27 protein-coding genes and 1 tRNA gene are annotated in these 20,818 nt (G+C 63.4%); 13 read left to right on the top strand and 15 right to left on the bottom strand.

Features of this window, described 5'->3' with window-relative positions; genetic code table 11:
- From Q0330_RS06475 to Q0330_RS06450, 6 genes are all read right to left on the bottom strand, one after another.
- The coding region (locus tag Q0330_RS06475) for an acetyl-CoA C-acyltransferase (RefSeq protein ID WP_299476177.1) at positions 1–911 on the bottom strand (911 nt) is incomplete at its 3' end.
- An 11-nt stretch (positions 912–922) separates the two neighbouring features.
- Positions 923–1,549 carry a glutathione S-transferase gene (locus Q0330_RS06470; RefSeq protein WP_299476175.1) on the bottom strand — a complete coding sequence of 209 codons (627 nt, stop codon included), beginning with the start codon at positions 1,547–1,549 and terminating at the stop codon, positions 923–925.
- Between the two features lie 79 nt (positions 1,550–1,628).
- Entirely contained in the window at positions 1,629–2,183 is a 555-nt protein-coding gene (locus Q0330_RS06465) for a hypothetical protein (RefSeq protein WP_299476173.1), read from the bottom strand.
- A 62-nt stretch (positions 2,184–2,245) separates the two neighbouring features.
- Positions 2,246–4,021 carry an acyl-CoA dehydrogenase C-terminal domain-containing protein gene (locus Q0330_RS06460; protein WP_299476170.1) on the bottom strand — a complete coding sequence of 592 codons (1,776 nt, stop codon included), beginning with the start codon at positions 4,019–4,021 and terminating at the stop codon, positions 2,246–2,248.
- A gap of 50 nt (positions 4,022–4,071) precedes the next feature.
- Positions 4,072–4,458 (bottom strand): MerR family DNA-binding transcriptional regulator, encoded by a 387-nt coding sequence (locus Q0330_RS06455; protein WP_299476168.1) that lies wholly within the window; start codon positions 4,456–4,458, stop codon positions 4,072–4,074.
- Between the two features lie 114 nt (positions 4,459–4,572).
- The gene (locus Q0330_RS06450; protein WP_299476167.1) at positions 4,573–4,953 is read right to left on the bottom strand and encodes a MerR family DNA-binding transcriptional regulator; all 381 of its coding nucleotides are present in this window, start codon (positions 4,951–4,953) and stop codon (positions 4,573–4,575) included.
- Positions 4,954–5,095: 142 nt separating this feature from the next.
- Between Q0330_RS06450 and Q0330_RS06445 the strand changes: the two genes are divergently transcribed.
- The 3 genes from Q0330_RS06445 to Q0330_RS06435 are packed head-to-tail and all read left to right on the top strand — an operon-like array spanning position 5,096 to position 7,373.
- Positions 5,096–5,551, top strand: a complete 456-nt coding sequence (locus Q0330_RS06445; RefSeq protein ID WP_299476165.1) for a PaaI family thioesterase — start codon at positions 5,096–5,098, stop codon at positions 5,549–5,551.
- Position 5,552: 1 nt separating this feature from the next.
- The gene (locus Q0330_RS06440) at positions 5,553–6,053 is read left to right on the top strand and encodes a PaaI family thioesterase (protein ID WP_299476162.1); all 501 of its coding nucleotides are present in this window, start codon (positions 5,553–5,555) and stop codon (positions 6,051–6,053) included.
- A 3-nt stretch (positions 6,054–6,056) separates the two neighbouring features.
- Entirely contained in the window at positions 6,057–7,373 is a 1,317-nt protein-coding gene (locus Q0330_RS06435) for an MATE family efflux transporter (RefSeq protein WP_299476159.1), read from the top strand.
- 4 nt (positions 7,374–7,377) lie between these two features.
- On the opposite strand, the gene hemF is transcribed toward Q0330_RS06435, so the two are convergent.
- Positions 7,378–8,259, bottom strand: a complete 882-nt coding sequence (gene hemF, locus Q0330_RS06430) for an oxygen-dependent coproporphyrinogen oxidase (protein WP_299476157.1) — start codon at positions 8,257–8,259, stop codon at positions 7,378–7,380.
- A 195-nt stretch (positions 8,260–8,454) separates the two neighbouring features.
- Between hemF and Q0330_RS06425 the strand changes: the two genes are divergently transcribed.
- A complete protein-coding gene (locus Q0330_RS06425) occupies positions 8,455–8,862 on the top strand; it encodes a hypothetical protein (RefSeq protein ID WP_299476155.1) in 408 nt (135 codons plus the stop codon).
- A 16-nt stretch (positions 8,863–8,878) separates the two neighbouring features.
- Here Q0330_RS06425 and Q0330_RS06420 read toward each other — a convergent pair whose 3' ends face one another.
- From Q0330_RS06420 to clpS, 3 genes are read right to left on the bottom strand one after another with little or no spacing between them, the layout of a single operon-like run.
- Positions 8,879–9,682 carry an SDR family oxidoreductase gene (locus Q0330_RS06420; RefSeq protein ID WP_299476152.1) on the bottom strand — a complete coding sequence of 268 codons (804 nt, stop codon included), beginning with the start codon at positions 9,680–9,682 and terminating at the stop codon, positions 8,879–8,881.
- Positions 9,679–10,674, bottom strand: coding sequence for a methyltransferase (locus tag Q0330_RS06415; RefSeq protein ID WP_299476150.1), 996 nt, complete (start codon positions 10,672–10,674; stop codon positions 9,679–9,681). The genes Q0330_RS06420 and Q0330_RS06415 overlap by 4 nt, the downstream gene beginning before the upstream one ends.
- A gap of 3 nt (positions 10,675–10,677) precedes the next feature.
- On the bottom strand, positions 10,678–10,995 hold the full coding sequence (gene clpS, locus Q0330_RS06410) for an ATP-dependent Clp protease adapter ClpS (RefSeq protein ID WP_299476183.1): 318 nt from the start codon (positions 10,993–10,995) through the stop codon (positions 10,678–10,680).
- A gap of 327 nt (positions 10,996–11,322) precedes the next feature.
- Between clpS and Q0330_RS06405 the strand changes: the two genes are divergently transcribed.
- Entirely contained in the window at positions 11,323–12,834 is a 1,512-nt protein-coding gene (locus Q0330_RS06405; RefSeq protein ID WP_299476148.1) for a serine hydrolase, read from the top strand.
- 101 nt (positions 12,835–12,935) lie between these two features.
- Here the strand turns inward: Q0330_RS06405 and Q0330_RS06400 are convergent, their stop codons facing one another.
- On the bottom strand, positions 12,936–13,928 hold the full coding sequence (locus Q0330_RS06400) for a D-glycerate dehydrogenase (RefSeq protein WP_299476145.1): 993 nt from the start codon (positions 13,926–13,928) through the stop codon (positions 12,936–12,938).
- Positions 13,929–14,391: 463 nt separating this feature from the next.
- Between Q0330_RS06400 and Q0330_RS06395 the strand changes: the two genes are divergently transcribed.
- Together Q0330_RS06395 and Q0330_RS06390 are read left to right on the top strand one after the other, a co-directional pair.
- Positions 14,392–14,907 (top strand): SH3 domain-containing protein, encoded by a 516-nt coding sequence (locus Q0330_RS06395; protein WP_299476180.1) that lies wholly within the window; start codon positions 14,392–14,394, stop codon positions 14,905–14,907.
- Between the two features lie 175 nt (positions 14,908–15,082).
- Positions 15,083–15,157 (top strand) — tRNA-Thr (locus tag Q0330_RS06390).
- Positions 15,158–15,204: 47 nt separating this feature from the next.
- Here Q0330_RS06390 and Q0330_RS06385 read toward each other — a convergent pair.
- The 4 genes from Q0330_RS06385 to Q0330_RS06370 all read right to left on the bottom strand — a co-directional run bounded on the left by Q0330_RS06385 (position 15,205) and on the right by Q0330_RS06370 (position 17,121).
- Positions 15,205–15,954: a tyrosine-type recombinase/integrase gene (locus tag Q0330_RS06385; protein WP_299476142.1), complete on the bottom strand. Its 750-nt coding sequence runs from the start codon at positions 15,952–15,954 to the stop codon at positions 15,205–15,207.
- Between the two features lie 122 nt (positions 15,955–16,076).
- Positions 16,077–16,418 carry a hypothetical protein gene (locus tag Q0330_RS06380; protein ID WP_299476139.1) on the bottom strand — a complete coding sequence of 114 codons (342 nt, stop codon included), beginning with the start codon at positions 16,416–16,418 and terminating at the stop codon, positions 16,077–16,079.
- 157 nt (positions 16,419–16,575) lie between these two features.
- On the bottom strand, positions 16,576–16,899 hold the full coding sequence (locus tag Q0330_RS06375; RefSeq protein ID WP_299476137.1) for a hypothetical protein: 324 nt from the start codon (positions 16,897–16,899) through the stop codon (positions 16,576–16,578).
- Positions 16,900–16,968: 69 nt separating this feature from the next.
- Positions 16,969–17,121 carry a hypothetical protein gene (locus Q0330_RS06370; protein ID WP_299476134.1) on the bottom strand — a complete coding sequence of 51 codons (153 nt, stop codon included), beginning with the start codon at positions 17,119–17,121 and terminating at the stop codon, positions 16,969–16,971.
- Positions 17,122–17,216: 95 nt separating this feature from the next.
- On the opposite strand from Q0330_RS06370, the gene Q0330_RS06365 reads away from it, so the two are divergent.
- From Q0330_RS06365 to Q0330_RS06340, 6 genes are all read left to right on the top strand, one after another.
- Positions 17,217–17,570: a hypothetical protein gene (locus Q0330_RS06365; RefSeq protein ID WP_299476131.1), complete on the top strand. Its 354-nt coding sequence runs from the start codon at positions 17,217–17,219 to the stop codon at positions 17,568–17,570.
- A 4-nt stretch (positions 17,571–17,574) separates the two neighbouring features.
- Complete coding sequence (locus tag Q0330_RS06360; protein ID WP_299476128.1) at positions 17,575–18,060, top strand: hypothetical protein; 486 nt, start codon at positions 17,575–17,577, stop codon at positions 18,058–18,060.
- Between the two features lie 203 nt (positions 18,061–18,263).
- Positions 18,264–18,518 (top strand): BrnT family toxin, encoded by a 255-nt coding sequence (locus tag Q0330_RS06355; RefSeq protein WP_299476126.1) that lies wholly within the window; start codon positions 18,264–18,266, stop codon positions 18,516–18,518.
- Entirely contained in the window at positions 18,505–18,801 is a 297-nt protein-coding gene (locus Q0330_RS06350; RefSeq protein ID WP_299476124.1) for a BrnA antitoxin family protein, read from the top strand. The genes Q0330_RS06355 and Q0330_RS06350 overlap by 14 nt, the downstream gene beginning before the upstream one ends.
- Positions 18,776–19,360, top strand: coding sequence for a hypothetical protein (locus Q0330_RS06345; protein ID WP_299476121.1), 585 nt, complete (start codon positions 18,776–18,778; stop codon positions 19,358–19,360). Before Q0330_RS06350 ends, Q0330_RS06345 begins: the two co-directional genes overlap by 26 nt.
- A 476-nt stretch (positions 19,361–19,836) precedes the next feature.
- A complete protein-coding gene (locus Q0330_RS06340) occupies positions 19,837–20,775 on the top strand; it encodes a hypothetical protein (protein ID WP_299476119.1) in 939 nt (312 codons plus the stop codon).
- The last annotated feature ends 43 nt before the right edge of the window (positions 20,776–20,818 follow it).

The raw sequence follows: 20,818 nt of genomic DNA, 5'->3' as shown, positions 1-20,818 counted from the left end.
ACCGGGCCGGTCAGCATGATCGTCGGGTCGGTGCCGATCTTGGCGGTGGCGCGGATGCGGGCGCGGGGTTTCAGCCCGTGGGCCTTGCCGAATTCCGCATTCCCGATCAGCACCCCGGCCGAGCCGTCGACGATGCCCGAGGAGTTCCCGGCATGGTGGATATGCTCGATATGGTCGAGATGCGGATATTTCAGCATCGCCACCTTGTCGAAGCCGGGCATGACCTCGCCCATGTCCTTGAAGCTGGCCTTCAGCTTGCCCAGATCCTCCATCGAGGTGCCGGGCCGCATGTATTCGTCGCGGTCGAGGATGATCAGCCCGTTCTGGTCGCGCACCGGGACGATGGACCTGGCGAAACGGTTGTCCTTCCACGCCTCGGCGGCGCGGCGTTGCGATTCGACTGCCAGTGCATCGGCGTCTTCGCGGGTAAAGCCGTATTCGGTGGCGATGATGTCGGCGCTGATGCCCTGGGGCACGAAATAGGTCTTCATGGCCAGCGTCGGATCGACCGCTATGGCGGCGCCGTCGCTGCCCATGGGAACGCGGCCCATCATCTCGACCCCGCCGGCGATATAGGCCTGACCGGCGCCGCCCTTGATCTGGTTCGCGGCCAGGTTCACGGCCTCCATCCCCGAGGCGCAGAAGCGGTTGATGGCAAGGCCAGGGATCGATTCATCCAGATCCGAGGCCAGCACAGCCGAGCGGGCAAGGCAGCCGCCCTGTTCCTTGACCTGGGTGACATTGCCCCAGATGACATCCTCGACGGCATGGCCTTCGAGGTTGTTACGCTCTTTCAGCGCGTTCAGAACCCTGGCCGAAAGCGCCAGCGAGGTGACTTCGTGCAAGCTGCCGTCCGCGCGGCCCTTGCCGCGCGGGGTGCGCACGGCGTCATAGATATAGGCTTCGGTCATGGGTCCTCCTGTTACGCCCGGTCGGCAGGGCTGCCGGGCATCAGATCGTATGGGTGTTTCCAGCCGGGCAGGGCGGCGATCGCATCCAGCCAGCGGTCGATATTCGGCCATTCGGCGCGATCGAAGCCGAAGGGTTCCGGATAGAAAAGATAGCCGCAGCAGGCCGCGTCGGCGATGGTGAACGTATCGTCAGCCACCCAGTGACGTCCCGTCAGATGGTCGTTCAAAGTCCGATAGGTCGTCTTCAGCCGCGCCTTCATGAAGTCGATGACCGGCTGCGGGCGCTTCTCCTCGGGGATGAAATTCTGCAGGAAACGCGCGGATCCCGCCTGACCCGACAGCTTGTGATTGTCGAACATGATCCAGCGCATCACCTCGTTGCGATCGGCGCCAAGGAATTTTCCCGTCTTTTCCGCGACATGGTACTGGATCACCGCCGACTGGGTCAGGGTCAGACCGCCCTCGCGCGAGACCGGCACCTCGCCCATCTCGTTGATGGCGCGGAATTCGGGGCTGCGGGTCTCGCCATTGAAGAAATCGACATGGATTGGCCGCCAGTCATAGCCCGCGAGTTCCATGGTCAGCGCCGCCTTGTAGGCATTGCCGGATTCGCCAAAGCAGTAGAGTTCAGCGGTCATGACATCCTCCTCCTCATGCCATCATGGCCCGCCAGCCTCGGGCGGGTAAGCCCCCGACATTCGCGCCGGGGGCAATGCCTCAGCGCAGGGGCAGCGCGACCGAGCGGAACTCGGGATAGGCGCGGCGGACCTCGGCGATGGAGTCCTGATCGTTCAGCGCCACCAGATACCAGGTGCCGGCATCGGTCAGCGCCAGCGTATAGCCCTGATCGGTCATGCTCTCGCCGCGGACGTCGATGCGGACCGCGCCGGGAATGACGGCATAGGGCTGGCCGTTCTCGGCCGTGCCGACAAGCGCCTGCGACAGGTCATGCCCGCCCCTGATCTTCATTCCCGTGGTCAGCCCCTCCATCATCGCGCCGGCTGCGGCCTTCATGAATTCGGGCGAGGCGCCTGTCTCCTCGCTCATCAGGGCGATGATCTTCGGCGGCAGATAGTCGATGGTGGCCGACATATTGCCGCGATTGATTTCCCGGTCGAAGGCGCCAAGCCGCTTTTCCAGCGCTTGCCGCGATTCTGCCGTCAACAGTGTCGTCTCGGCATAGCTCTGCGAGGGCGGGGTGCCGGTGGCGCAGGCCCCGAGGCCGAGAACGGCCCCGAGGGCGATGGCGGCAAGCGTGGGAAAGCGGGTCATGAAAAGCTCCTGTCAGGTAGAATCTGGCGGGCACCCTGAAGGTGCCCGGCATCATCAAGCCTTCAGAACTGCCCGGCGTCCAGTGCCATGACCGGATCGGCGCCCGATTCGATGCGCGCCAGATGGGTCGCGGTCATCGGCAGTTGCCGCGCCATGTAATAGCGCCCGGTCGCCAGCTTGGTCTGGTAGAACCGGGCATCGCCGGTGCCGTCATCCAGCGCCTTCTGCGCCGCAACCGCCATCCGCGCCCACATATAGCCGAGCGCCACATGGCCAAACAGGTGCATGAAGTCGTATGACCCGGCAAGCGCCGCATTGGGGTTCTTCATCCCGGCCTGCATGAAGAACATGCCGGCGGCCTGCAGATCCTTGGACGCGGCTTTCAGCGGATCGAGGAAACCGGCCTTCAGCGCTGCATTGCCTTCATGTTCCTTGATGAAGCCCTTCACCGTCTCGAAGAAGCCCATGATCGGCTTGCCGCCATCGGCGGCCAGCTTGCGCCCGACCAGATCCAGCGCCTGCACGCCATTGGCGCCCTCATAGATCATGGTGATGCGGGCATCGCGGACGAACTGGCTCATGCCCTGTTCCTCGATATAGCCGTGACCGCCATAGACCTGCTGCGCCAGTACGGTGGTGTCGAAGCCCTTGTCGGTCAGGAAGCCCTTGATGACCGGGGTCAGAAGCGAGATCAGCGCCTCGGCATCCTCATCGCCGGCATTGGCGCGGTCGATCTGATGCGCGCCCCAGAAGGCCAGCATCCGTGCGCCTTCCAGGAAGGATTTCTGGTCCATCAGGCTGCGGCGGATATCGGGATGGACGATCAGCGGATCGGCGGGACCCTTCGGGTTCTCCACGCCGGTGACGGCACGGCCCTGCAGGCGGTCATTGGCATAGGCCACCGCGTTCTGATAGGCGGCCACGGCCACGGCATAGCCCTGCAAGCCGACGCCGATCCGGGCCTCGTTCATCATCGTGAACATGGCGCGCATGCCCTTGTGCAGATCGCCCAGCAACCAGCCCTTCGCGCCGTCATAATTCATCACGCAGGTCGAATTGCCGTGGATGCCCATCTTCTCTTCGAGATTGCCGACGCTGACCGCGTTGCGCTCGCCAGGCGAGCCATCTTCGTTGACAAGAAATTTCGGCACGATGAACAGGCTGATCCCCTTGGTGCCCTCGCCGCCGCCGGGGGCCTTGGCCAGCACCAGATGGATGACGTTCTCCGACATGTCGTGGTCGCCGGCCGAGATGAAGATCTTCTGCCCGGTGATCAGATAGCTGCCATCGTCCTGCGGTTCGGCCTTGGTGCGCAACATGCCCAGATCGGTGCCGGCATGCGGTTCGGTCAGGTTCATGGTGCCGGTCCATTCGCAGCTGACCATCTTCGGCAGATACATCGCCTTTTGTGCGTCGCTGCCATGGGCGTGGATCGCCGAATAGGCGCCATGGGTCAGGCCCTGATACATGTTGAAGGCCATATTGGCCGAGACGAACAACTCCCCGGTCGCCAGCCCCAGCACATAGGGCATGCCCTGACCGCCATATTCCGGGTCGCAGTCGAGCGCGGTCCAGCCGCCTTCCTTCATCGCCTCGAACGCGTCCCCGAAGCCTTCCGGGGTGCGCACGACGCCGTTTTCCAGCACGCAGCCCTGTTCGTCCCCGACACGATTCAGGGGGGCCAGCACATCCGTCGCCAGCTTGCCGGCGGCGTCCAGCACGGCTTCGGTAAAGTCGCGGTCCAACTCGTCATGGCCGGGCAGGCCGGATCCCGAGACGTCGAGCACGTCGTGAAGGATGAACTGCATGTCGCGGGTGGGGGCGTTATAGATCGGCATGGTCGGTCCTGCTGGTTTGAAGCGTGGAAAGGTCTGCGGAAGGCCAGCGATCAGCTGGCCTTGCGGGCGGCCATGAGGTGTTCGGTTTCTTCGATCCGGAGGCTCAACTCGGCAATGGCACGGCCCAGTTCCTCCTGCTGGCGGATCATGTCGGCCAGCCGGACACGCGCCGCGCCGAGCGTCGCCGAAAGCTGCGGCAGGTTGTCACCGCGCGGGTCGTAGAGTTCCAGCAATTGCCGGATTTCTTCCAGGCTGAAGCCGAAGCGCTTGCCCTGTAGGATCAGCTTCAACCGGGCGCGGTCGCGGCGGTTGTACAGCCGGTGCTGGCCACGGCGCTCGGGAGAGATCAGCTCTCTGGATTCGTAAAAGCGCAAGGTGCGCGGTGTCACCTCGAAGGCGTCGCACATCTGGCGGATGGTCATGAGTTCGTCGCTCATCCCGGCGGCTCCTCTTCCGCATTAGGTTTCGGGCAAGAGGATGCTGCATGTTGACGCGCGCGTAAACCAGAACGCTGCGTCACGGCTGGCCTGGTCGGGCGTCAGGGGGGCGGCTCACTCCATCCTGCGCAGGATTTCCGCCGTCTCGTCGCGCAACTCGCGCAGGTCCTTCATCGCTGCCTCGATCTCGGCTTTCTGGTCCTCAAGCACGCCAAGCTGACGGTTGGCCTTGTCGACCCAGACCTCATATTGCTCGCGGTCGCCTTTCTGGTCGTAGATCTCCAGCCATTGCCGGATCTCCTCCAGGCTGAAGCCGAAGCGGCGACCGCGCAGGATCAGCGTCATCCGCGCCACTTCGCGCCCCGAATAGAATCGCGACCGGCCGTCCTTTCGGGGGCGGAGCAGTTCGATATATTCGTAATAGCGCAACGTTCGCGGCGTGACGTCGAAACGCGCGCACATCTCCTTGAAATTCAGCTCTTCTGAACCGGGCATATCGGACCTGCGCAGATGAAGGTTCTGGGAACGCTAAACCGGAAGGGCGCATATCGCAAGTTTATGCGCCACACACGCGAGCTATTGCGGCAAGGTGCCGGGGCCGGTTATCTGCGATGGAAGCTCTGACGGAGGATGCAGGATGACAACCGGACAGGATGGCGGTGAAGGACGGTTCCCAAAAGTCGACCGCGACCGCATCGCCCAGCAGTTCATCGAGGCCTTGCCCCATGCCCGCGCATTGGGGATGCGGTTGATCCGTCTGGGCGATGGCGAGGCCGAGATAGGCATGGACTGGAATGCCGATTTCGTCGGCGATCCGCATAGCGGCGTGATCCATGGCGGGGTGATTTCGGCGCTGATGGACACCTGCAGCGGGGCGTCGGTGCTGGCCCATTCAAGCGCGCCGATCTCGACCGCGACGCTGGACCTGCGCATCGACTACATGCGCGGCGCGACGCCGGGGCAGCGCATCACCGCCACCGCCCAGTGCTATCACGTCACCCGCACTGTCGCCTTCGTCCGGGCGCAGGCAATGGACGAAGACCGCGCCAATCCCGTCGCCACCGCGACCGGCGCCTTCACGCTGGAGCGCTGAGATGGCCGACCGCAACGAACCGCTGCAACAGATCAAGCTGCGCCGCGACAGCACCTTGGCCGCATTGGTCGAGGGCGTTCCCTATATCCGCTGGCTGGGCATCCGCTTCGACCGGCGCGGGGACGAGTTGACCGCCGTCATGCCTTACGCCGACAAGCTGATCGGCAATCCGATGCTGCCGGCGATCCATGGCGGCGCCACGGCGGCATTCCTAGAGATCACCGGCCTGATCGAACTGGCCTGGATGTCGATGTGGGAGGATATGGAAGCCGGCCGCGTCGGTCCCGATGTCTCGACCCCCGGGGCGCTGCCGCGCCTGCCCAAGACCATCGACTTCACGGTCGATTACCTGCGCTCGGGCCTGCCGCGCGATGCCTATGCGCGGGCGCGGGTGGTGCGCTCGGGGCGGCGCTATGCCAGCGTGCAGGTCGAGGCCTGGCAGGACAACCGCGCCCGGATCTTCGCCCAGGCAACCGCGCATTTCCTGATGCCGCAGAGCTGAGGCGTGGCGCAAGACGCGGCACGCGGCGCGGTCGGCAACCGCCGTGTGCTGGCCATCGCCCTGCCGATCGTGCTGTCCAATGCCACGGTCCCGATCCTCGGTGCCGTCGATACCGGCGTCATCGGGCAATTGGGCGAGGCCGCGCCCATCGGTGCGGTCGGGATCGGTGCCGTCGTTCTGGCCTCGATCTACTGGATCTTCAGCTTCCTGCGCATGGGCACCTCTGGCCTTGTCTCCCAGGCCCATGGCGCGGGCGACCGGCGAGAGGTCGGCGCCCATCTGGCCCGGGCCCTGGCCATTGCCTTTGCCGCCGGGCTGGCGCTGATCGCGCTCCATCCGCTGCTGTTCGGCGCGGCCTTCCGCCTTGCCCCGGCCAGTGCCGAGGTCGAGGGGCTGGCCATGCGCTATCTCTCGATCCGCATCTGGGGGGCGCCGGCGACCATCGCGCTTTACGCCATCACCGGCTGGCTGATCGCGATGGAGCGGACGCGCGGCGTGCTGGCGCTGCAACTGATCCAAAACGGGCTGAATGTCGCCCTCGATCTGGTTTTCGTGCTGGGGCTGGGCTGGGGCGTGTCCGGCGTCGCCGGGGCCACGCTGATCGCCGAATATGCCGGCCTTGGGCTGGGCCTGTGGTTCTGCCGGGGCGCGCTTTGCACCGCTTTGGGCCAGACCGGGCTTTTCGCCCGCGACCGGCTGAGCCGGTTGCTGCGGGTCAATTCCGACATCATGATCCGCTCGATCCTGCTTCAGGCCGCCTTCACCACATTCATGTTCATGGCGGCAGGACAGGGCGATGTGACGCTGGCCGCCAATCAGGTCCTGTTGCAATTTCTGGAGATCACCGCCTTCGGTCTGGACGGCTTCGCCTTCGCGGCGGAAACCCTGGTCGGGCAGGCGGTCGGCGCGCGCCGGCGCGATCTTCTGCGCCGCTCGGTCCTTGTCAGCACGCGATGGGCGCTTGGCGGGGCGCTCATGTTGTCGCTTGTCTTCCTGATCTTCGGGCCGCTGCTGATCGACCTGCTGACCACCGCGCCCGAGGTTCGCGCCGAGGCCCGCCGCTATCTGCCCTGGCTGGTCGTGGCCCCCTTGCTCGGGATCGCCAGCTGGATGTTCGACGGCATCTTCATCGGCGCCACCCTGACCGGGCGGATGCGCCGGGCGATGATCGAAGCGGTGGCGATCTATGCCGTGGCGCTCATGACCCTGCCGGGGCTGATGGGCAATCACGGGCTCTGGGCGGCGCTGATGGTGCTGAACCTTGCCCGTGCGCTGACCATGGCGCGGTTCTACCCCGAGGCCGAGGCTTCGGCCGCCTGACGGATCAGACCCATTTCGCCATCGGCGGCAGGCTCATCAGCACGGCATCGGCGTTATGGCCGGTCTCCAGCCCGAATTTCGTGCCGCGGTCATAGACGAGGTTGTATTCGGCATAGAGGCCGCGATGGATCAGTTGCGCCTCCTTGTCCTCCTCGGTCCAGCCCTGCACCATGCGCGCCCTGGCCAGCGGCAGGAAGGCGGGCAGGAAGGCTTCGCCCACGGCGCGGGTGAAGGCGAAATCGGCCTGCCAGTCGCCGGTGTTGAGGTCGTCGAAGAAGATCCCGCCGACGCCGCGCGCCCGGCCACGATGGGGGATGAAGAAATACTCGTCCGCCCAATCCTTGAAACGCGCGTAATAGGCCGGGTCATGGGCATCGCAGGCGGCCTTGAGCGTGGCGTGGAAATGCGCCGTGTCGCCGGCATATTCGATGCAGGGGTTCAGGTCGGCGCCGCCGCCGAACCACCAGGCGCCGGGGGTCCAGAACATGCGGGTGTTCATGTGCACCGCAGGGGTCTGCGGGTTCTGCATATGCGCCACGAGGCTGATGCCCGAGGCCCAGAAGCGCGGGTCTTCCGCCATCCCCGGCACGCCGCGCGCGGCCATGGCGGCCTGGGCCTTGGGGGCCAGCGTGCCATGCACCTCGGACCAGTTCACGCCGACCTTCTCGAAGACGCGGCCGCCGCGCATGACCGACATGATGCCGCCGCCGCCGTCATTGGCGCGCTCGGTCGGCGTGACCTCGAAACGGCCCGGCGCGGTCTTGCCCGGGCCCTGATCCTCCAGCGCCTCGAAGGCTTCGGTGATGCGGTCGCGCAGGCTGCGGAACCAGGCGGCGGCCTCGTGGCGTTCGGTCTGCATCTCGTCCATGTCACTTCTCTTTGTCATGCGTTGCCGTGCCGGATTGGACCTGCGGGCCGGATTTGGCAACCGCCTTGGGTGGTCCGGTCAGGCGGCATTCGCGATCTGCGGCAGATTGCCGCGACGGATTAACCCTTCATTGACCATGTTGGCAGAGTTGAATTGCCGTCCTTCGTCGCGGCGGCTAGGCTTCGGTCTTACTCGTCATCTGGAACACGGTCGATGATCCGAAAACCTGCCCTGCTTCTTCTTTTTGCGTTTCTGGCCGGCTGCGGGACCGAGCAGGAGCGTTGTATCAGCCGCAATACCCATGAATACCGCGTCCTCAGCGAATTGCTGACCGAGACCGAGGCGAATCTCGCGCGCGGCTATGCCTGGGAGGAGCGGGAGGTTTCGCGGATGGAGTTGGACTATTGCCCGGATTATGTTCGCGACAAGGATGGACGGGTCCGCGTGATCCAGCGCAGCTGCTGGCGCGATGTCATCGACACGGAACGCTACCGTGTCCCTATCGACCCTGCCGCCGAACAGCGCCGCCGCGATTATCTGGCCGAGAAGCTGAAGACCGAGGCAACCCGGGCCGAGGCCGCCGTGCGCCAGTGCAAGGCCGCCTATCCCGAGGAAGGCTGACGGAGGGGCCTGCGCCTCAGAACATCGCCGCCTGAACCGGGTCGAGCAGGCTGCGCCCGCCATCGACATTCAGGATCTGTCCGGTGACGAAACCGGCGCCATCGCCGACGAGGTAAAGCACCGCATCGGCCAGTTCCTCGGATTCCGCGATCCGGCCCATCGGCGTGCCCTTGATGATGCCATCGCGCAGGTCGGGGTTTTCCTTCAACATGCGCTGCATCTCGGCGGTCATAACCGAGCCGAAGGCGACCGAGTTTACCCGGATCCGCTGCGGCGCCAGCACCAGAGCCAGCGCCCGCGTGGCCTGATCCTGCGCTGCCGAGGCGATGGAATAGGCCATCAGTTCGGGATGCGGCCGCTGCGCCGCCAGCGTGGTCAGGTTGACGATGGCGCCGGCCATGCGGTCGTCGTCGCTGTCCTTGGCCTGCTGGATCATCCGCTTGGCGACGATCTTCGACATCATCAGCCCGGCCAGAAGGTTCTGTCGCAGCATCTCCTCCAGCCCGTTCTCGATCGCCTCCAGCGGATCGCCGGGCTTCACCATGCGATGCGCATTGACCAGGATATCGACGCGGTCGAAGGCGTCGATGGTGGCCGAAAGCAGGTTGGCCATGGAGAGGCGCTGCGACATGTCGGCGGCAAAGTGCCGCACGCGGGTATCCTCTCCGAAGCGGGTCATCTCGTGTTCCAGCGCCGCCTCGTCGCAATCGGCGAACATGACATTGGCGCCGTGTTCGCGAAGCTGCCGGGCGATGGCCAGCCCGATGCCCTGACCGGCCCCGGTCACGATGGCGGTCTTGCCTTCGACGGAATTGCTCATCTGCTTCTCCTGTGTCTTGCGCCGGCGCCGGTGGCCGTCAGGATCTTGAACCGGTTGTCGCCGCCGAGTTCCGAGACATCGGCGAAATGCCGCGCCAGTTCGGCCTCATAGGGCAGATGCCGGTTCGCCACCATCCATAGCCGCCCCGCCCCGGTCAGCAGCGAGGCCGCCGTGCGGATAAAGGCCGCGCCAAGCGCGGGATCGGCGCTGCGCCCATCATGGAAAGGCGGGTTCATGATCACGCCATTGACCGGATCGGGCAGCTTGAAGCTGCGGGCATCGGCCCAGTGAAACCGGGCGCGCGGGTCGGCGATATTGGCCCGCGCGCATTCCAGCGCGGTATGGTCGGCCTCGACCAGATGCAGCACCTCGACGCCCGGATGGGTCAGGATCTGCGCCGAAAGCCAGCCCCAGCCGGCCCCCAGATCGACGATGCGCGTCGGCAGTTTCGCGGGCAGGGCGGCGGCAAGTGCGGCCGAGCCGGGATCGACCGCCTCGGCCGAAAAGACCCCGGCGCGGGTGGTGAAGCCCGGCGCGGGCGCGAAGCTGCCGCCAGCCCAACCGGCAGGCACCGCGCCCGGATCCGTCAGCCTGGCGATCTTGCCATGGGCCTTGGAATGCAGGTCAGAAAGGCCCGAAAAGCCCTTGATTTCCTTCAGGATCGATTCGATTCCATCGGTCTTCTGGCCGTCGATCCACAGTGCGCCGCCCGGCGCCAGCATCGCGGCACCAAGGGCGATCCGCGCCCGCGCCGCATCGCGCGACCGGGGCAGGGTGACCAGCACGTGGTCGAAGGGCGCCTCGCCCTCGGGCGAGGTCAGGGTGCGAAAGCCGCGCGCATTCAGCGCGGCATGGTGATGGGCCATGCCTTCGACGATCAGGGTGATTTCGGGGGCGAAGACCGACAGATCCTCGGCCCCGTCGGCGCCAATGACAAGAAGCCGCCCTGTGGGCGGCTCGGGGAATGCCAGCGCCAGGCGTGCGTCACGCATGAGCTATTCTTTTTCCATGGTGCATTGCAGCGGATGCTGCTGACGGCGGGCAAGTTCCATGACCTGCGCCACCTTGGTTTCGGCGATTTCATGCGAGAACACGCCGACCACGGCCACGCCCTTGCGATGCACGGTCAGCATGATCTCGACCGCCTGTTCGTGGGACATGCCGAACAGGCGCTGCAAGACATGGACGACAAATTCCATCGGCGTGAAATCGTCGTTCAACAGCAATACTTTATACAGCGGCGGACGCTGCGTCTTCGGCTGCGTCTTGACAACGAGGTCAGTCTCCTCGCGATGGCCGGGGTCCTGTGGCATGGTCGATGATCGGGTGATTTTTCGGTTGGGAACGAATATAGGCGCTTTTCGCGGCGATGAAAGCCCGACCTTGCCAGATGGGCGGCAATTTCCGGCCGAGTTGGTCATGAAAACGTGAAATTACACAAATTGCAAGGTTTTCGCACCGCGATTGCTGTGCTACTCTCGGCGAATTAATGACGGCACGATTATTAAAACGTGCCGCAGCAGGCAGAAGAGATCGAGGCAGTGACGAAATTCCGCACGTTATTCCGCGCAGGATTGCTGACGCTATTGGCGTTCCTGATACCCCTTGCCGCTCAGTCCGCGCCCTTCGCGGCCTTTGTCATGGATGGCCGAACCGGCAAGCAGATCCATGCCCAGAACGCCGATACGCGGCTGCATCCGGCCTCGCTGACCAAGATGATGACGCTCTACATGGCCTTCACGGCGATCGAGCGGGGGCAAGTGCGGCTGGATACGAAATTCACGGTTTCCTCGAATGCCGCGGCCGAGCCGCCTTCGCGGCTTGGTCTGCGCGCCGGCCAGAAGATCGAGCTGCGCTATCTGATCCGCGCGGCGGCGGTGAAATCGGCCAATGATGCTGCAACGGCCATTGGCGAGAACCTGGCCGGCTCCGAGGAGCGTTTTGCCGCGCAGATGACGGCGATGGCAAGGGCGCTCGGGATGAACAACTCCCAGTTCAAGAATGCCAACGGTCTGACCCAGACCGGCCATTTTTCCACCGCCCGCGACATGACGACGCTGGGCCGGCGTCTGTTCTATGACTTCCCGCAATATTACTCGATCTTCTCGCGCCGCTCGGCCGATGCCGGGGTCGCGACGGTGCGTTCGACCAACCGCACCTTCCTGGACAATTATGCGGGCGCGGACGGGATCAAGACCGGCTATACGCGGGCGGCGGGCTTCAATCTGACCGCCTCGGCGCAGCGCGGGTCGAAGCGGATCATCGCGACGGTGCTGGGCGGAACCTCGACAGCGCAGCGCAATGCGACCATGGCGCAGCTTCTCGACATGGGATTCGGTCGCGCGCCGACCCGGGTCCGGGAGGAGAAGCCCGAACCGCCGCAATATATTGCTGAGCGCAAGTCCAGCCGCAAGGTCACGCAGGTCGCCGCCGCCGCGCCGGTGGCGCGACCGGCAAGCGCGCCGGCCCCGGTTGCCGCTGCCAGCCTGAATACGGCGATGAACGAGGCCATGGCAAAGGCTGCCGCAAGCCCATCGCCGCAACAGTCGCAGACAAGCGCGCGCTCGGTCCGGTTGAGCAGCAGCGCCCGCCCGGTGCCGAAGCCGGGTGGGGCAGGTGCCGCCCCGCAGCAGGCTGAGGCGTCGCCGACAGATGATGCCGTGCGGCTGGCCATGGCCGCGACCGGCCCGACCGCGCTGTCAAGCTCGGCCCGCCCGGTTGCCGCGCCGCGCAGTCGTGCCGCTGCCGCCCCGACCACCGTCGCGGCGAGCAACGTCAATGTGGCAAGCCGCGACCTTTCGCTGGATGCCTCGCCGAAGCCGGAACCGCGTGCCGAGACCATCGTGACCGGCACCGGCACGGCGGGTGGCCCGGAACCCAAGCCGACCGAGCGGGTTGCCCGGGCGTCCTCTTCGGGTGGGCAAAGCTGGGGCATCTCTCTGGGCCGGTTCAAGACCCGGGACCAGGCGGATGCGCGTCTGGTTCAGGTGGCCATGCAGGAAAGCGCGCTGCTGGACGGTGGCCTGCGCCATATCCGCGAATCCTCCAAAGGGTATGAGGCAACGCTGGTCGGGCTTTCACGCGCCTCCGCCTCGCAGACCTGCGCCCGGGTGGCCGATCAGGGGATGCGCTGCGACGTGACCGCACCCTGACGGCGGATCGTGGCACCCGCGCTTTCGCCGCGCGAGGTCAAGCAGGATGATACCCGGCATCGCAAGGTGCCGGGTTTTCCCTTTGGGCGCCGGAAAGGCGGTTACCGTATTCCCGGGATCACCAGGTCCGGCGGGCGGTGGCCATCGGCGAAGGTCTGGATGTTCACGATGACCTTCTCGCCCATCTCGATCCGCCCCTCGATCGTGGCGCTGCCCATATGCGGCAACAGGACCACATTGGGCAGGTTGCGCAGCCTCGGGTTGGCCTCGTGCCCATGTTCATAGACATCCAGCCCGGCCCCGGCGATCTCGCCCGCGCGCAGCATCCGGGTCATGGCGTTTTCGTCGATCACCTCGCCGCGCGAGGTGTTGATGACCACGGCAGAGGGTTTCAACAGCTTCAGCCGCCGGGCCGAGAGCAGGTGAAAACTCGCCGGCGAATGGGCGACATTGACGCTGACGACATCAGCCCGGGCCAGCATCTGATCGAGGCTGTCCCACCAGGTCGCCTTCAACTCGGCCTCGATCTCGGGGCGCAGCCGGGTGCGGCTGTGGTAATGGATCTCCATCCCGAAAGCATCGGCGCGGCGCGCGACCGCCTGCCCGATGCGCCCCATGCCGAGGATGCCCAGCTTGCGGCCCCGGATACGCCCGCCGAGGAAGTCGGTCGGCGACCAGCCCTCCCAGGTGCCGCTCTGCATGGCGGCGATGCCTTCGGTCAGCCGCCGGGTCACGGCGATGATCAGCGCCATCGCCATATCGGCGGTATCCTCGGTCAGCACGCCCGGCGTGTTCGAGACCAGCACCCCGCAATCCTGCGCCGCGCTCACGTCGATATGGTCCACCCCGGCGCCGTAATTGGCGATCAGCCTGAGCCGCTTGCCGGCCTGCGACAGCAGTTCGGCGTCGATCCGATCCGAGAGCGCGGGCACCAGAACGTCGCTTTCACGCATCATCGCCGCCAGTTCCTCGCGGTCGGGGCGGTGGTCGTCCTCGTTCAGCCGGACATCGAAAAGCTCGCGCATCCGCTCCTCGACGATGGCGGGCAAGCGTCGCGTAACGGCCACACGTAAGCGGGAATTGGCGCTGCTCATCCGATCCTACCTTCCAAGCGGCTTGTGCTTGGGGCAGACTGGCCTGATCGGGGCACAGGCACAAGTCCCGTCAAAAGCCGCGCGAAAAAACGATGCGGTGTCAGAGGCAGCGCGGCGCAGGTCGCGGACGAGGTTTGCGGCAATGACCGCAGGAGTTGGGCAGGTAAGGCAGATGGCACATATTTCTCCGTCATTCCGCCGGGCGTATCGCACGGCGAAGAGGCAGGGATTCGGACGTGAGGCGCTGCGTTCGGGGCAAGGCCTGGGGCCGGTATCGGTCTGGCGCGCGCTTGGCTGGCCGGCGAAGGCCGTGCTGGGCGCATCCGCCGTGGCGCTGATCCTGTTCATACGGGCGCCCGCCGAGGCCGCCAGCAACGACCAGCCCGAGATTGCACCGCTCGTCGTGGCCTCGGCCCCAGCGGAGACGGCGCTGCCCCCTGCCGCTGCGCCCGTTGAACCTGCCGTGACGGAGGTTGTGCCACCCGATGCGACCCGCCCCTCGGCGCGTCCTGCCACCCTTGGCAGCGCGCCCACCCCTCCGGTCGAGGTCGTGCGCGGCCCGGTGACGCGGCTGCCTTTGCCGCGCTATGTCTCGCTGAAGGGCGAGGAAGGGAATGTCCGGCGTGGCCCGTCGCTGTCGCATCGGATCGACTGGGTCTTCCACCATTCCGGGATGCCGCTGCGCGTGGTCGGCGAATTCGGCCACTGGCGCCGGGTCGAGGACCGCGACGGCGCCGGCGGCTGGGTGCATTACCAGCTTCTGTCGGGCGTGCGCACCGCCATCATCGAGCCGAAGACGGTCGAATTGCGCTCTCGCCCCGATCTCAATGCCGGGGTCATCGCCATGGCTGAAGGTGGCGCCATCGTGAAGCTGGGCGAATGCGATCACGACTGGTGCCGCGTCTCGGGCGCCGGCGCAAAAGGCTGGCTGCCGAAAGCCGCGATCTGGGGCGTGGACCCCGAGGAAACCCGCGACTGAACCCGATTTTGGGACCAGACCGCAAGCGCCCCCGATCTGTTCGGGGGCGTTCGTTTTTTGGGGCGCTTGTTACGCAGATCATTGTTTTTCCAGGGGAGCACGAAAAACCCGATCTGCCCCCTTGCGCGCCGCGTCTGGCTCGTCTAAACGGCGCGCACGGTCACCGACCGGCGATGCTGCCGTAGCTCAGGGGTAGAGCACTCCCTTGGTAAGGGAGAGGTCGAGAGTTCAAATCTCTCCGGCAGCACCACGACTTAGCGGGATTTTCAGTATCGTCTCGCACAGTTATTTGCACAGTTATTTTCTCCTTTCGATGATATCCAAGGCCCGCTCTTGATGATGCGGGCTGTGGTGCCAGTAATGCTTGCGGATGGTCTCGGTGCTGGTGTCGAAGTATTCGGCAGCGTCTTCCAGCCCCATCCCGTTCTTGACGCCCCAGGTGATTGCGGTGTGCTTCAGGACGTGTGGCGTGACCCCCTCGATACCGGCCCGATCAGCCGCGCGGTGGATGCCGGTCTTGACGCTGGCGACAGGCTGGCCGCGAAACATCACGACATGCGTGCCGCGCTTTCGCGACCAGCGGTGAAGATGCCCGGCCAACTGGCGGGGGATGCGAACGCTGCCACGGCGCTTGTTGGTCTCTACCTGTCCTTCGGCCTTGAACCTGATCCTGCCTTCGGACAGGTCAACGCGCGTCCAGGTCAGTTCCAGATTCGCGGACGCCCTTCTGCCGCAGTAGATCGACAGCAGAATGAAGCGCCGAATGTGAGGCTCTGCATGGTGCAGCAGCCGGGCGACCTCGGATCGCGTCAACCAGCGGTCGCGGACCTCGCCGCCAACCGGCAGTGTCACCTTGATTGGGTGGACAAGTAGGCCCTCGGCATGGGCATGGTTCAGGGCAGCCTGCAAAACACCTAGCTCGCGGCGGACGGTGGACGCCCCCGCCTTTCGCTCTCTGGTGATCGTGTTGCCCTTCTTCGTGACGATCTCGACAAGGCGAGGCTTGGCGCGATCTTTCTCATAGAGGCGGCAGGTGGACCCCTTCACGGCGTCACAATTCAGGTCGCCCCAAAACGGCGCAAGCGATTGGATGGAATAGACCAGCCCGTCGACAGAAGCGACGGCCCCGGCCTTATCATCTGCATATCGAGCCAGCACCTCACCCACGGTTAATTCCCCCGGATGTGCCGGACCTCGGCGGTCTGGCGGTTTTCGGCTTGCGAGATATTGCGCGAGCGCTGCTTCAGCCTCTGCGCGCTGGCCAAGGCCATATCCTGTCCGTAGCTGGGTGCTGCCGTCGCGTATGACGTATTGCCGTTCGTCTCGACGGAAGTAGAGGCGGGCAGGTTTGCGGTGGCGGGGCATTGCAGAAACTCCACGACGGCGGGCCAAGTGGTGAAATACAGCTTACCGATTTTGACGGCCCAGAGGCGGCCTTGGGCCCGCGCCGCGTGCAGCGCCGAAACCGTGACCTTGCTGTGCAGGCGCTCGGCGGCCTCAGCAATGGTCAACAGTTCAGGCTGTTCGTGCACGGTGCGTCTAGGCATCTTTATCGGCCGATGCGCACTCTGCGGTTGCATCCCCGGCGGCGGCAGGCTTGACCAGCACGCCGACTCGAGCAGCGGATGTTTCCGTGATGAACGTTTGCGCGATCATTTCTGCGCTCCCTCATGCATCCAAGTCATCGTCAGTCTCATCCTGCGGGACGGCGATCAGATCGTCTGGAAAAAGCGAGATAAAGTGATGGACGTCGAGCGCTTCACGCAGCGAGTCGGCCACGTCAATGGTATGTTGAATCAGCTCAAATATGATGTGATCCCGGCCTGTGCCCATACAGGCATCCATGGAGTTTAGCAGCGCCAAGACCATTTTCACCTCCCCCCAACGGTCGATGATGTAGTCTTCCAGCGACACCTTTGTCTCGGTACCATCCGCCGGAGCTTTGGCGGGACCTGCAGCCTTGATTTTCGATTGATGTGGCATCATAATCATTGAGAATTTCCTTTCCGTGGAATTTTCATTGAGGCCGCTGGGATTGCCCTCCCGGCGGCTTCACTCGTCTTAGGCATCAGCCTTTTCCTTTGCGTCCATGCGGGCGCGCAGGCAGGCAACGATTTCTGCGCCCTGGGAGCGAAAGTTCTTTGCAGATTCCGCTTCGATCCACCGTTTCACCTCCGCGGGCAGCATCAGCTTGAATGGGATTTTATCGTTCATATTCTTCAACCTTTTCCAGTTTGAACAATGTATGCCCACAAGTATGGACTTAAAATGTCCGTTGCGTCAAGGACAAATTGTGTCCAAATAGATCCATGACCAATGATGACCTTGTCCAGTTCAAACTTCTGCTGCCCGCAGCCCTCAAACTTCGCGTTGAGGCCGAAGCCAATGCAAACCGACGCAGCCTCTCGAAGGAGATTGTAGCGGTTTTAGACGAAAAGTTCCCGGAGCCCTTTACGGATGACCGATTGGCGGCCCTTGCGTTGGAGGCGGCCGTTGCGCTCACAAAGATGGCAAACGATACCACGCGCGATCAGGACGAGCGCGATATCGCCGTAATCACCTTGGAAAAGCTACGGGACGACATCCGCTCGGGTCGGACCCCGGCAGCTGCGATGCGGGCTTACATCGAGAGCATACAGATGAAAACCTCACCGCAAGGGTAAGATCGTGTCAGATAGCGCTTCAGAAAATGATGACAGGACAAGCGCCGTTGGCTTGCTTGGCTATGCGCACAGCTATTGGGTCTGTGCATCCGAGATAAACCCGAGGTCGATTGATGCCAGCCACCCACAGGCGCCGATCATGTATCTGTATGTTCACGCCATTGAACTGTATCTCAAAGCCTTCCTCAGGAATGCTGGCTGTGGCTTGAAAGAGATCAAAGAACTTAGCCACGGCCTCAGGAAGCTGAACGATCGCGCAATCAAGTGCAGGCTACCGGATAGTCAGCTCAGGACGGAGGTCATCGAGATCATGGGTCCGATCCACACTTTGCTTCGTTACATTCAGACCGGACCGCAGAAGCACCCGAGTTTAAATGACCTTTGGGAAGTATGCAGAGAACTTCATGACTTTATGGAACCGCGCGTTCATCAGGCGACAAACTTGCGCAGGTCGCGGGTAATTCCGAACAAGCCAGATTACTCGGAGTGACGCTCTCGATCATGGCCCGGACGTTAGCCCGCAGCCGATCCTTCCGATAGCCCCTCCGAGACCAATCCGATGCCGCGCAAGTCCAGCCGCCGCAATTCCGGGGTCGACTTCAAGGGTGAGAATCGCTCCCTCGCCACAACTATTCGCCAGAATTATCGTATATACGCTATTGTGCCGCCCGTTAATTATCGTATATACACCTTATGTTGATCGTGTGGGACGAACCGAAGCGCAAAGCCAACCTTGCCAAGCACGGCATGGACTTCGCCGATCTGGATGCCGAGTTCCTTCTTGACGCTCTGGTTATCCCGGCCAAGCAGGGCCGCTTCAAGGCGATGGGTCGCTTTGCAGACGGCACGATTGCAGTGATTTTCGCCACTCTCGGCACCGAAGCCATTTCGTTGATTTCGATGCGCCCGGCGAGCAAACAGGAAAGGGCCTTCTATGACCAAGTTTGACCCGAAGCACGCCGCCAAGTACGGCTATACCCGCGCCGATTGGGATGATGCGGAAAACCCGGAGTGGACGGACGAAGATTTCGCCAAGGCCAAGCCATTCTCTGAGGTCTTCCCGGATGTGGCCGAGAAGATCCGGCGTGGCAGACCTCCGCTCGACAATCCGAAGGTCGCGGTGTCAATCCGGCTTGACCAGGATGTCGTTGACGCCTTCAAAAAGGACGGCCCTGGCTGGCAATCACGCGTAAACGCGGCGCTTCGTGAGGCTGCGCACCTTTTGCCCTGAGCGTCAACCTCGCGCCGGGCCGTTTCAGCATCGGCCATTTGGTAGCCCTCGCGCGCTCCTGCTCTACCTCTTTCCACTTCGCGTGAATGCCGCGAACGGTCCGGGTGTTCCCCGCGCTGAGAGCCTCGGCAAACTGGTCTGGATGGCCAGCAGCCCACATGGCGGCGGCTTCTTCATCAGCCGTCGGCGCAATCCCAACTTGGGAGAGCACGTTTTCAGCTATCCCCTGACCGAATTCACGGTCTTCCGCAAACAGCGCCCGCCCCTCATCGAGAGCCGCGCCAGAGGCCAGCCAGCCCTACATGGTGTCAGCCTCGCCACTCTCGGTCCTGACTGCCCCCGTGTCCGCCGTGACAATCTGCGCAGCTCGCCACTCAGCACATTTTTGCATCCATCTTTTCCGCCGTTCTTGCTCGTCCACTCGCATCTTGCGCCCTACAGATTGAACCTGAGCCACTGTCACGCCAAGGTGTCGGGCGATCATCTTCTTCGGCATGGGAAACGAAAGCCCGGATTCGATCTGTTCGATGGTCCAGGCGTCGAGCGGTTTGGGAACTGATGCTGTCATATACCCGCCAATATCACAAATGCTGAGTGTACGGAATCAGCGCATTTACGCCGCGCATCTCGACCTGCGTTGCCGGCCATTTGGAAACAAGATCAGTCATTTACCCTCTTCCACGCAGCCGGGCGGATGGGCCGCGAAAGTCTAGTCCAGTGGCGTTTTGATCTCAGAAAAAATACCGAGATTTCGCGCGGCGGCGGCCCCGCAGAGGTCCGATCCCCCGAAAGGGACCCAAGGGGGAGGGGTCTGGGAGGCCCGGAGTGGCCCAGTGCGGCCCATGTTCGATCAAAGCGACCAGCACCTGGCGAAACCGCACGCCGCCCCTGTGGCGGCTCTTTGCGCCACTGTGGGTCGGCCGATCATGACGGCATTTTCTAAAGTGGCTCCTTCCGCCGGCCCATCGGGGCTGCTTCTCGACCAAATCGCTTTGGGCGATTGCGCCCGAAGGGCATTGCATCTGCGGTCGCTCCATGACAGCTTTCTATTTTCGGAGCATGAAGGGGCAGACAGCGTTGGCACAAGCCCAAGACATTGTATGCGATATAATCGAGGAACTCGCCAACCTCCAAAAGTTGCCTCAGCCGCCTGTGGACGACGACGACCCTTTTCCCCTTCCGCGCATGGTCAGCGTCGGAAACGGACAGGTTTTGTACGTCTCAAGAAAATTCGACGTCCTTATTTCGCGACTTTCATCAGTACTCTATGACAATGCCGACACGTTGAAGTCGCGCATTTCCCGCGATGAATATCGAAAGCTGGTTAGGGAGGCTGCTGGACGTGCCCTTATGAATGTCGACCTCAGTCTCTCACCATGCATGAGTGCAGGGCGCGCCTTGGCCGATATCGAGTCGGAATGCGAACGTGTTATTCAGCATAACTTCACCCGTGGTCCAAAAGAGTACGCGTTCGGCTGCACATTGTTCGCATCCCGGGTTGTAGAGGCATTCGATATTGGACCAGTTAGGTTTGAACCGCGCGAGGTCTGGTTGCTACGCAAGGCTTCCGACGGAAAGTCAGCGCGCATCGTGGATGGTGGGCAAATAGAACGGTTCGACCATAACATTGCCGATGGACCAGTTTCACTAACCACACAGAGACGGATCCTGCGAAGGTGGGGTGGCAAGGCTCTGCAAAAGCGCAAAGTGTCTCGCGACAGCATCAATGAAGAGCATATTGTCCGTGCGATCGGTGAAAGTTCGTATGTTTGTAGCGTCAAAGCAGCAGGGTTGGGGAGTAAATTTGGCCACGACAAAGCCCTGCAATCAGCGCGCCTCGCACTCGCTACGGTCGCACTTATTTGGGAGGTGCCATCGAAGGCACTGGATGGCATGAACCTTCTGTACGATCGAACGCTGCGGCAGCACCATAGTCTTTCGTTTACGTCGGATGGGCTGATGCTAGTGTGCTGAGTCTGACGTTTGCTACCGGCTTCCACGGATTTCATCGAGGGCT

The organism is uncultured Paracoccus sp. (assembly GCF_937873615.1).
Lineage (GTDB): Bacteria > Pseudomonadota > Alphaproteobacteria > Rhodobacterales > Rhodobacteraceae > Paracoccus.
The sequence above is the reverse complement of the archived record's forward strand: the minus strand, read 5'-3'. Positions and strand labels throughout refer to the sequence as shown.

Coding starts and splice junctions, on each gene's coding strand:
- Q0330_RS06470 (WP_299476175.1), bottom strand. CDS start 1,549: ATGACCGCTGAACTCTACTGCTTTGGCGAATCCGGCAATGCCTACAAG.
- Q0330_RS06465 (WP_299476173.1), bottom strand. CDS start 2,183: ATGACCCGCTTTCCCACGCTTGCCGCCATCGCCCTCGGGGCCGTTCTC.
- Q0330_RS06460 (WP_299476170.1), bottom strand. CDS start 4,021: ATGCCGATCTATAACGCCCCCACCCGCGACATGCAGTTCATCCTTCAC.
- Q0330_RS06455 (WP_299476168.1), bottom strand. CDS start 4,458: ATGAGCGACGAACTCATGACCATCCGCCAGATGTGCGACGCCTTCGAG.
- Q0330_RS06450 (WP_299476167.1), bottom strand. CDS start 4,953: ATGCCCGGTTCAGAAGAGCTGAATTTCAAGGAGATGTGCGCGCGTTTC.
- Q0330_RS06445 (WP_299476165.1), top strand. CDS start 5,096: ATGACAACCGGACAGGATGGCGGTGAAGGACGGTTCCCAAAAGTCGAC.
- Q0330_RS06440 (WP_299476162.1), top strand. CDS start 5,553: ATGGCCGACCGCAACGAACCGCTGCAACAGATCAAGCTGCGCCGCGAC.
- hemF (WP_299476157.1), bottom strand. CDS start 8,259: ATGACAAAGAGAAGTGACATGGACGAGATGCAGACCGAACGCCACGAG.
- Q0330_RS06425 (WP_299476155.1), top strand. CDS start 8,455: ATGATCCGAAAACCTGCCCTGCTTCTTCTTTTTGCGTTTCTGGCCGGC.
- Q0330_RS06420 (WP_299476152.1), bottom strand. CDS start 9,682: ATGAGCAATTCCGTCGAAGGCAAGACCGCCATCGTGACCGGGGCCGGT.
- Q0330_RS06415 (WP_299476150.1), bottom strand. CDS start 10,674: ATGCGTGACGCACGCCTGGCGCTGGCATTCCCCGAGCCGCCCACAGGG.
- clpS (WP_299476183.1), bottom strand. CDS start 10,995: ATGCCACAGGACCCCGGCCATCGCGAGGAGACTGACCTCGTTGTCAAG.
- Q0330_RS06405 (WP_299476148.1), top strand. CDS start 11,323: ATGGATGGCCGAACCGGCAAGCAGATCCATGCCCAGAACGCCGATACG.
- Q0330_RS06400 (WP_299476145.1), bottom strand. CDS start 13,928: ATGAGCAGCGCCAATTCCCGCTTACGTGTGGCCGTTACGCGACGCTTG.
- Q0330_RS06375 (WP_299476137.1), bottom strand. CDS start 16,899: ATGATTATGATGCCACATCAATCGAAAATCAAGGCTGCAGGTCCCGCC.
- Q0330_RS06370 (WP_299476134.1), bottom strand. CDS start 17,121: ATGAACGATAAAATCCCATTCAAGCTGATGCTGCCCGCGGAGGTGAAA.
- Q0330_RS06365 (WP_299476131.1), top strand. CDS start 17,217: ATGACCAATGATGACCTTGTCCAGTTCAAACTTCTGCTGCCCGCAGCC.
- Q0330_RS06355 (WP_299476126.1), top strand. CDS start 18,264: ATGTTGATCGTGTGGGACGAACCGAAGCGCAAAGCCAACCTTGCCAAG.
- Q0330_RS06350 (WP_299476124.1), top strand. CDS start 18,505: ATGACCAAGTTTGACCCGAAGCACGCCGCCAAGTACGGCTATACCCGC.
- Q0330_RS06340 (WP_299476119.1), top strand. CDS start 19,837: ATGACAGCTTTCTATTTTCGGAGCATGAAGGGGCAGACAGCGTTGGCA.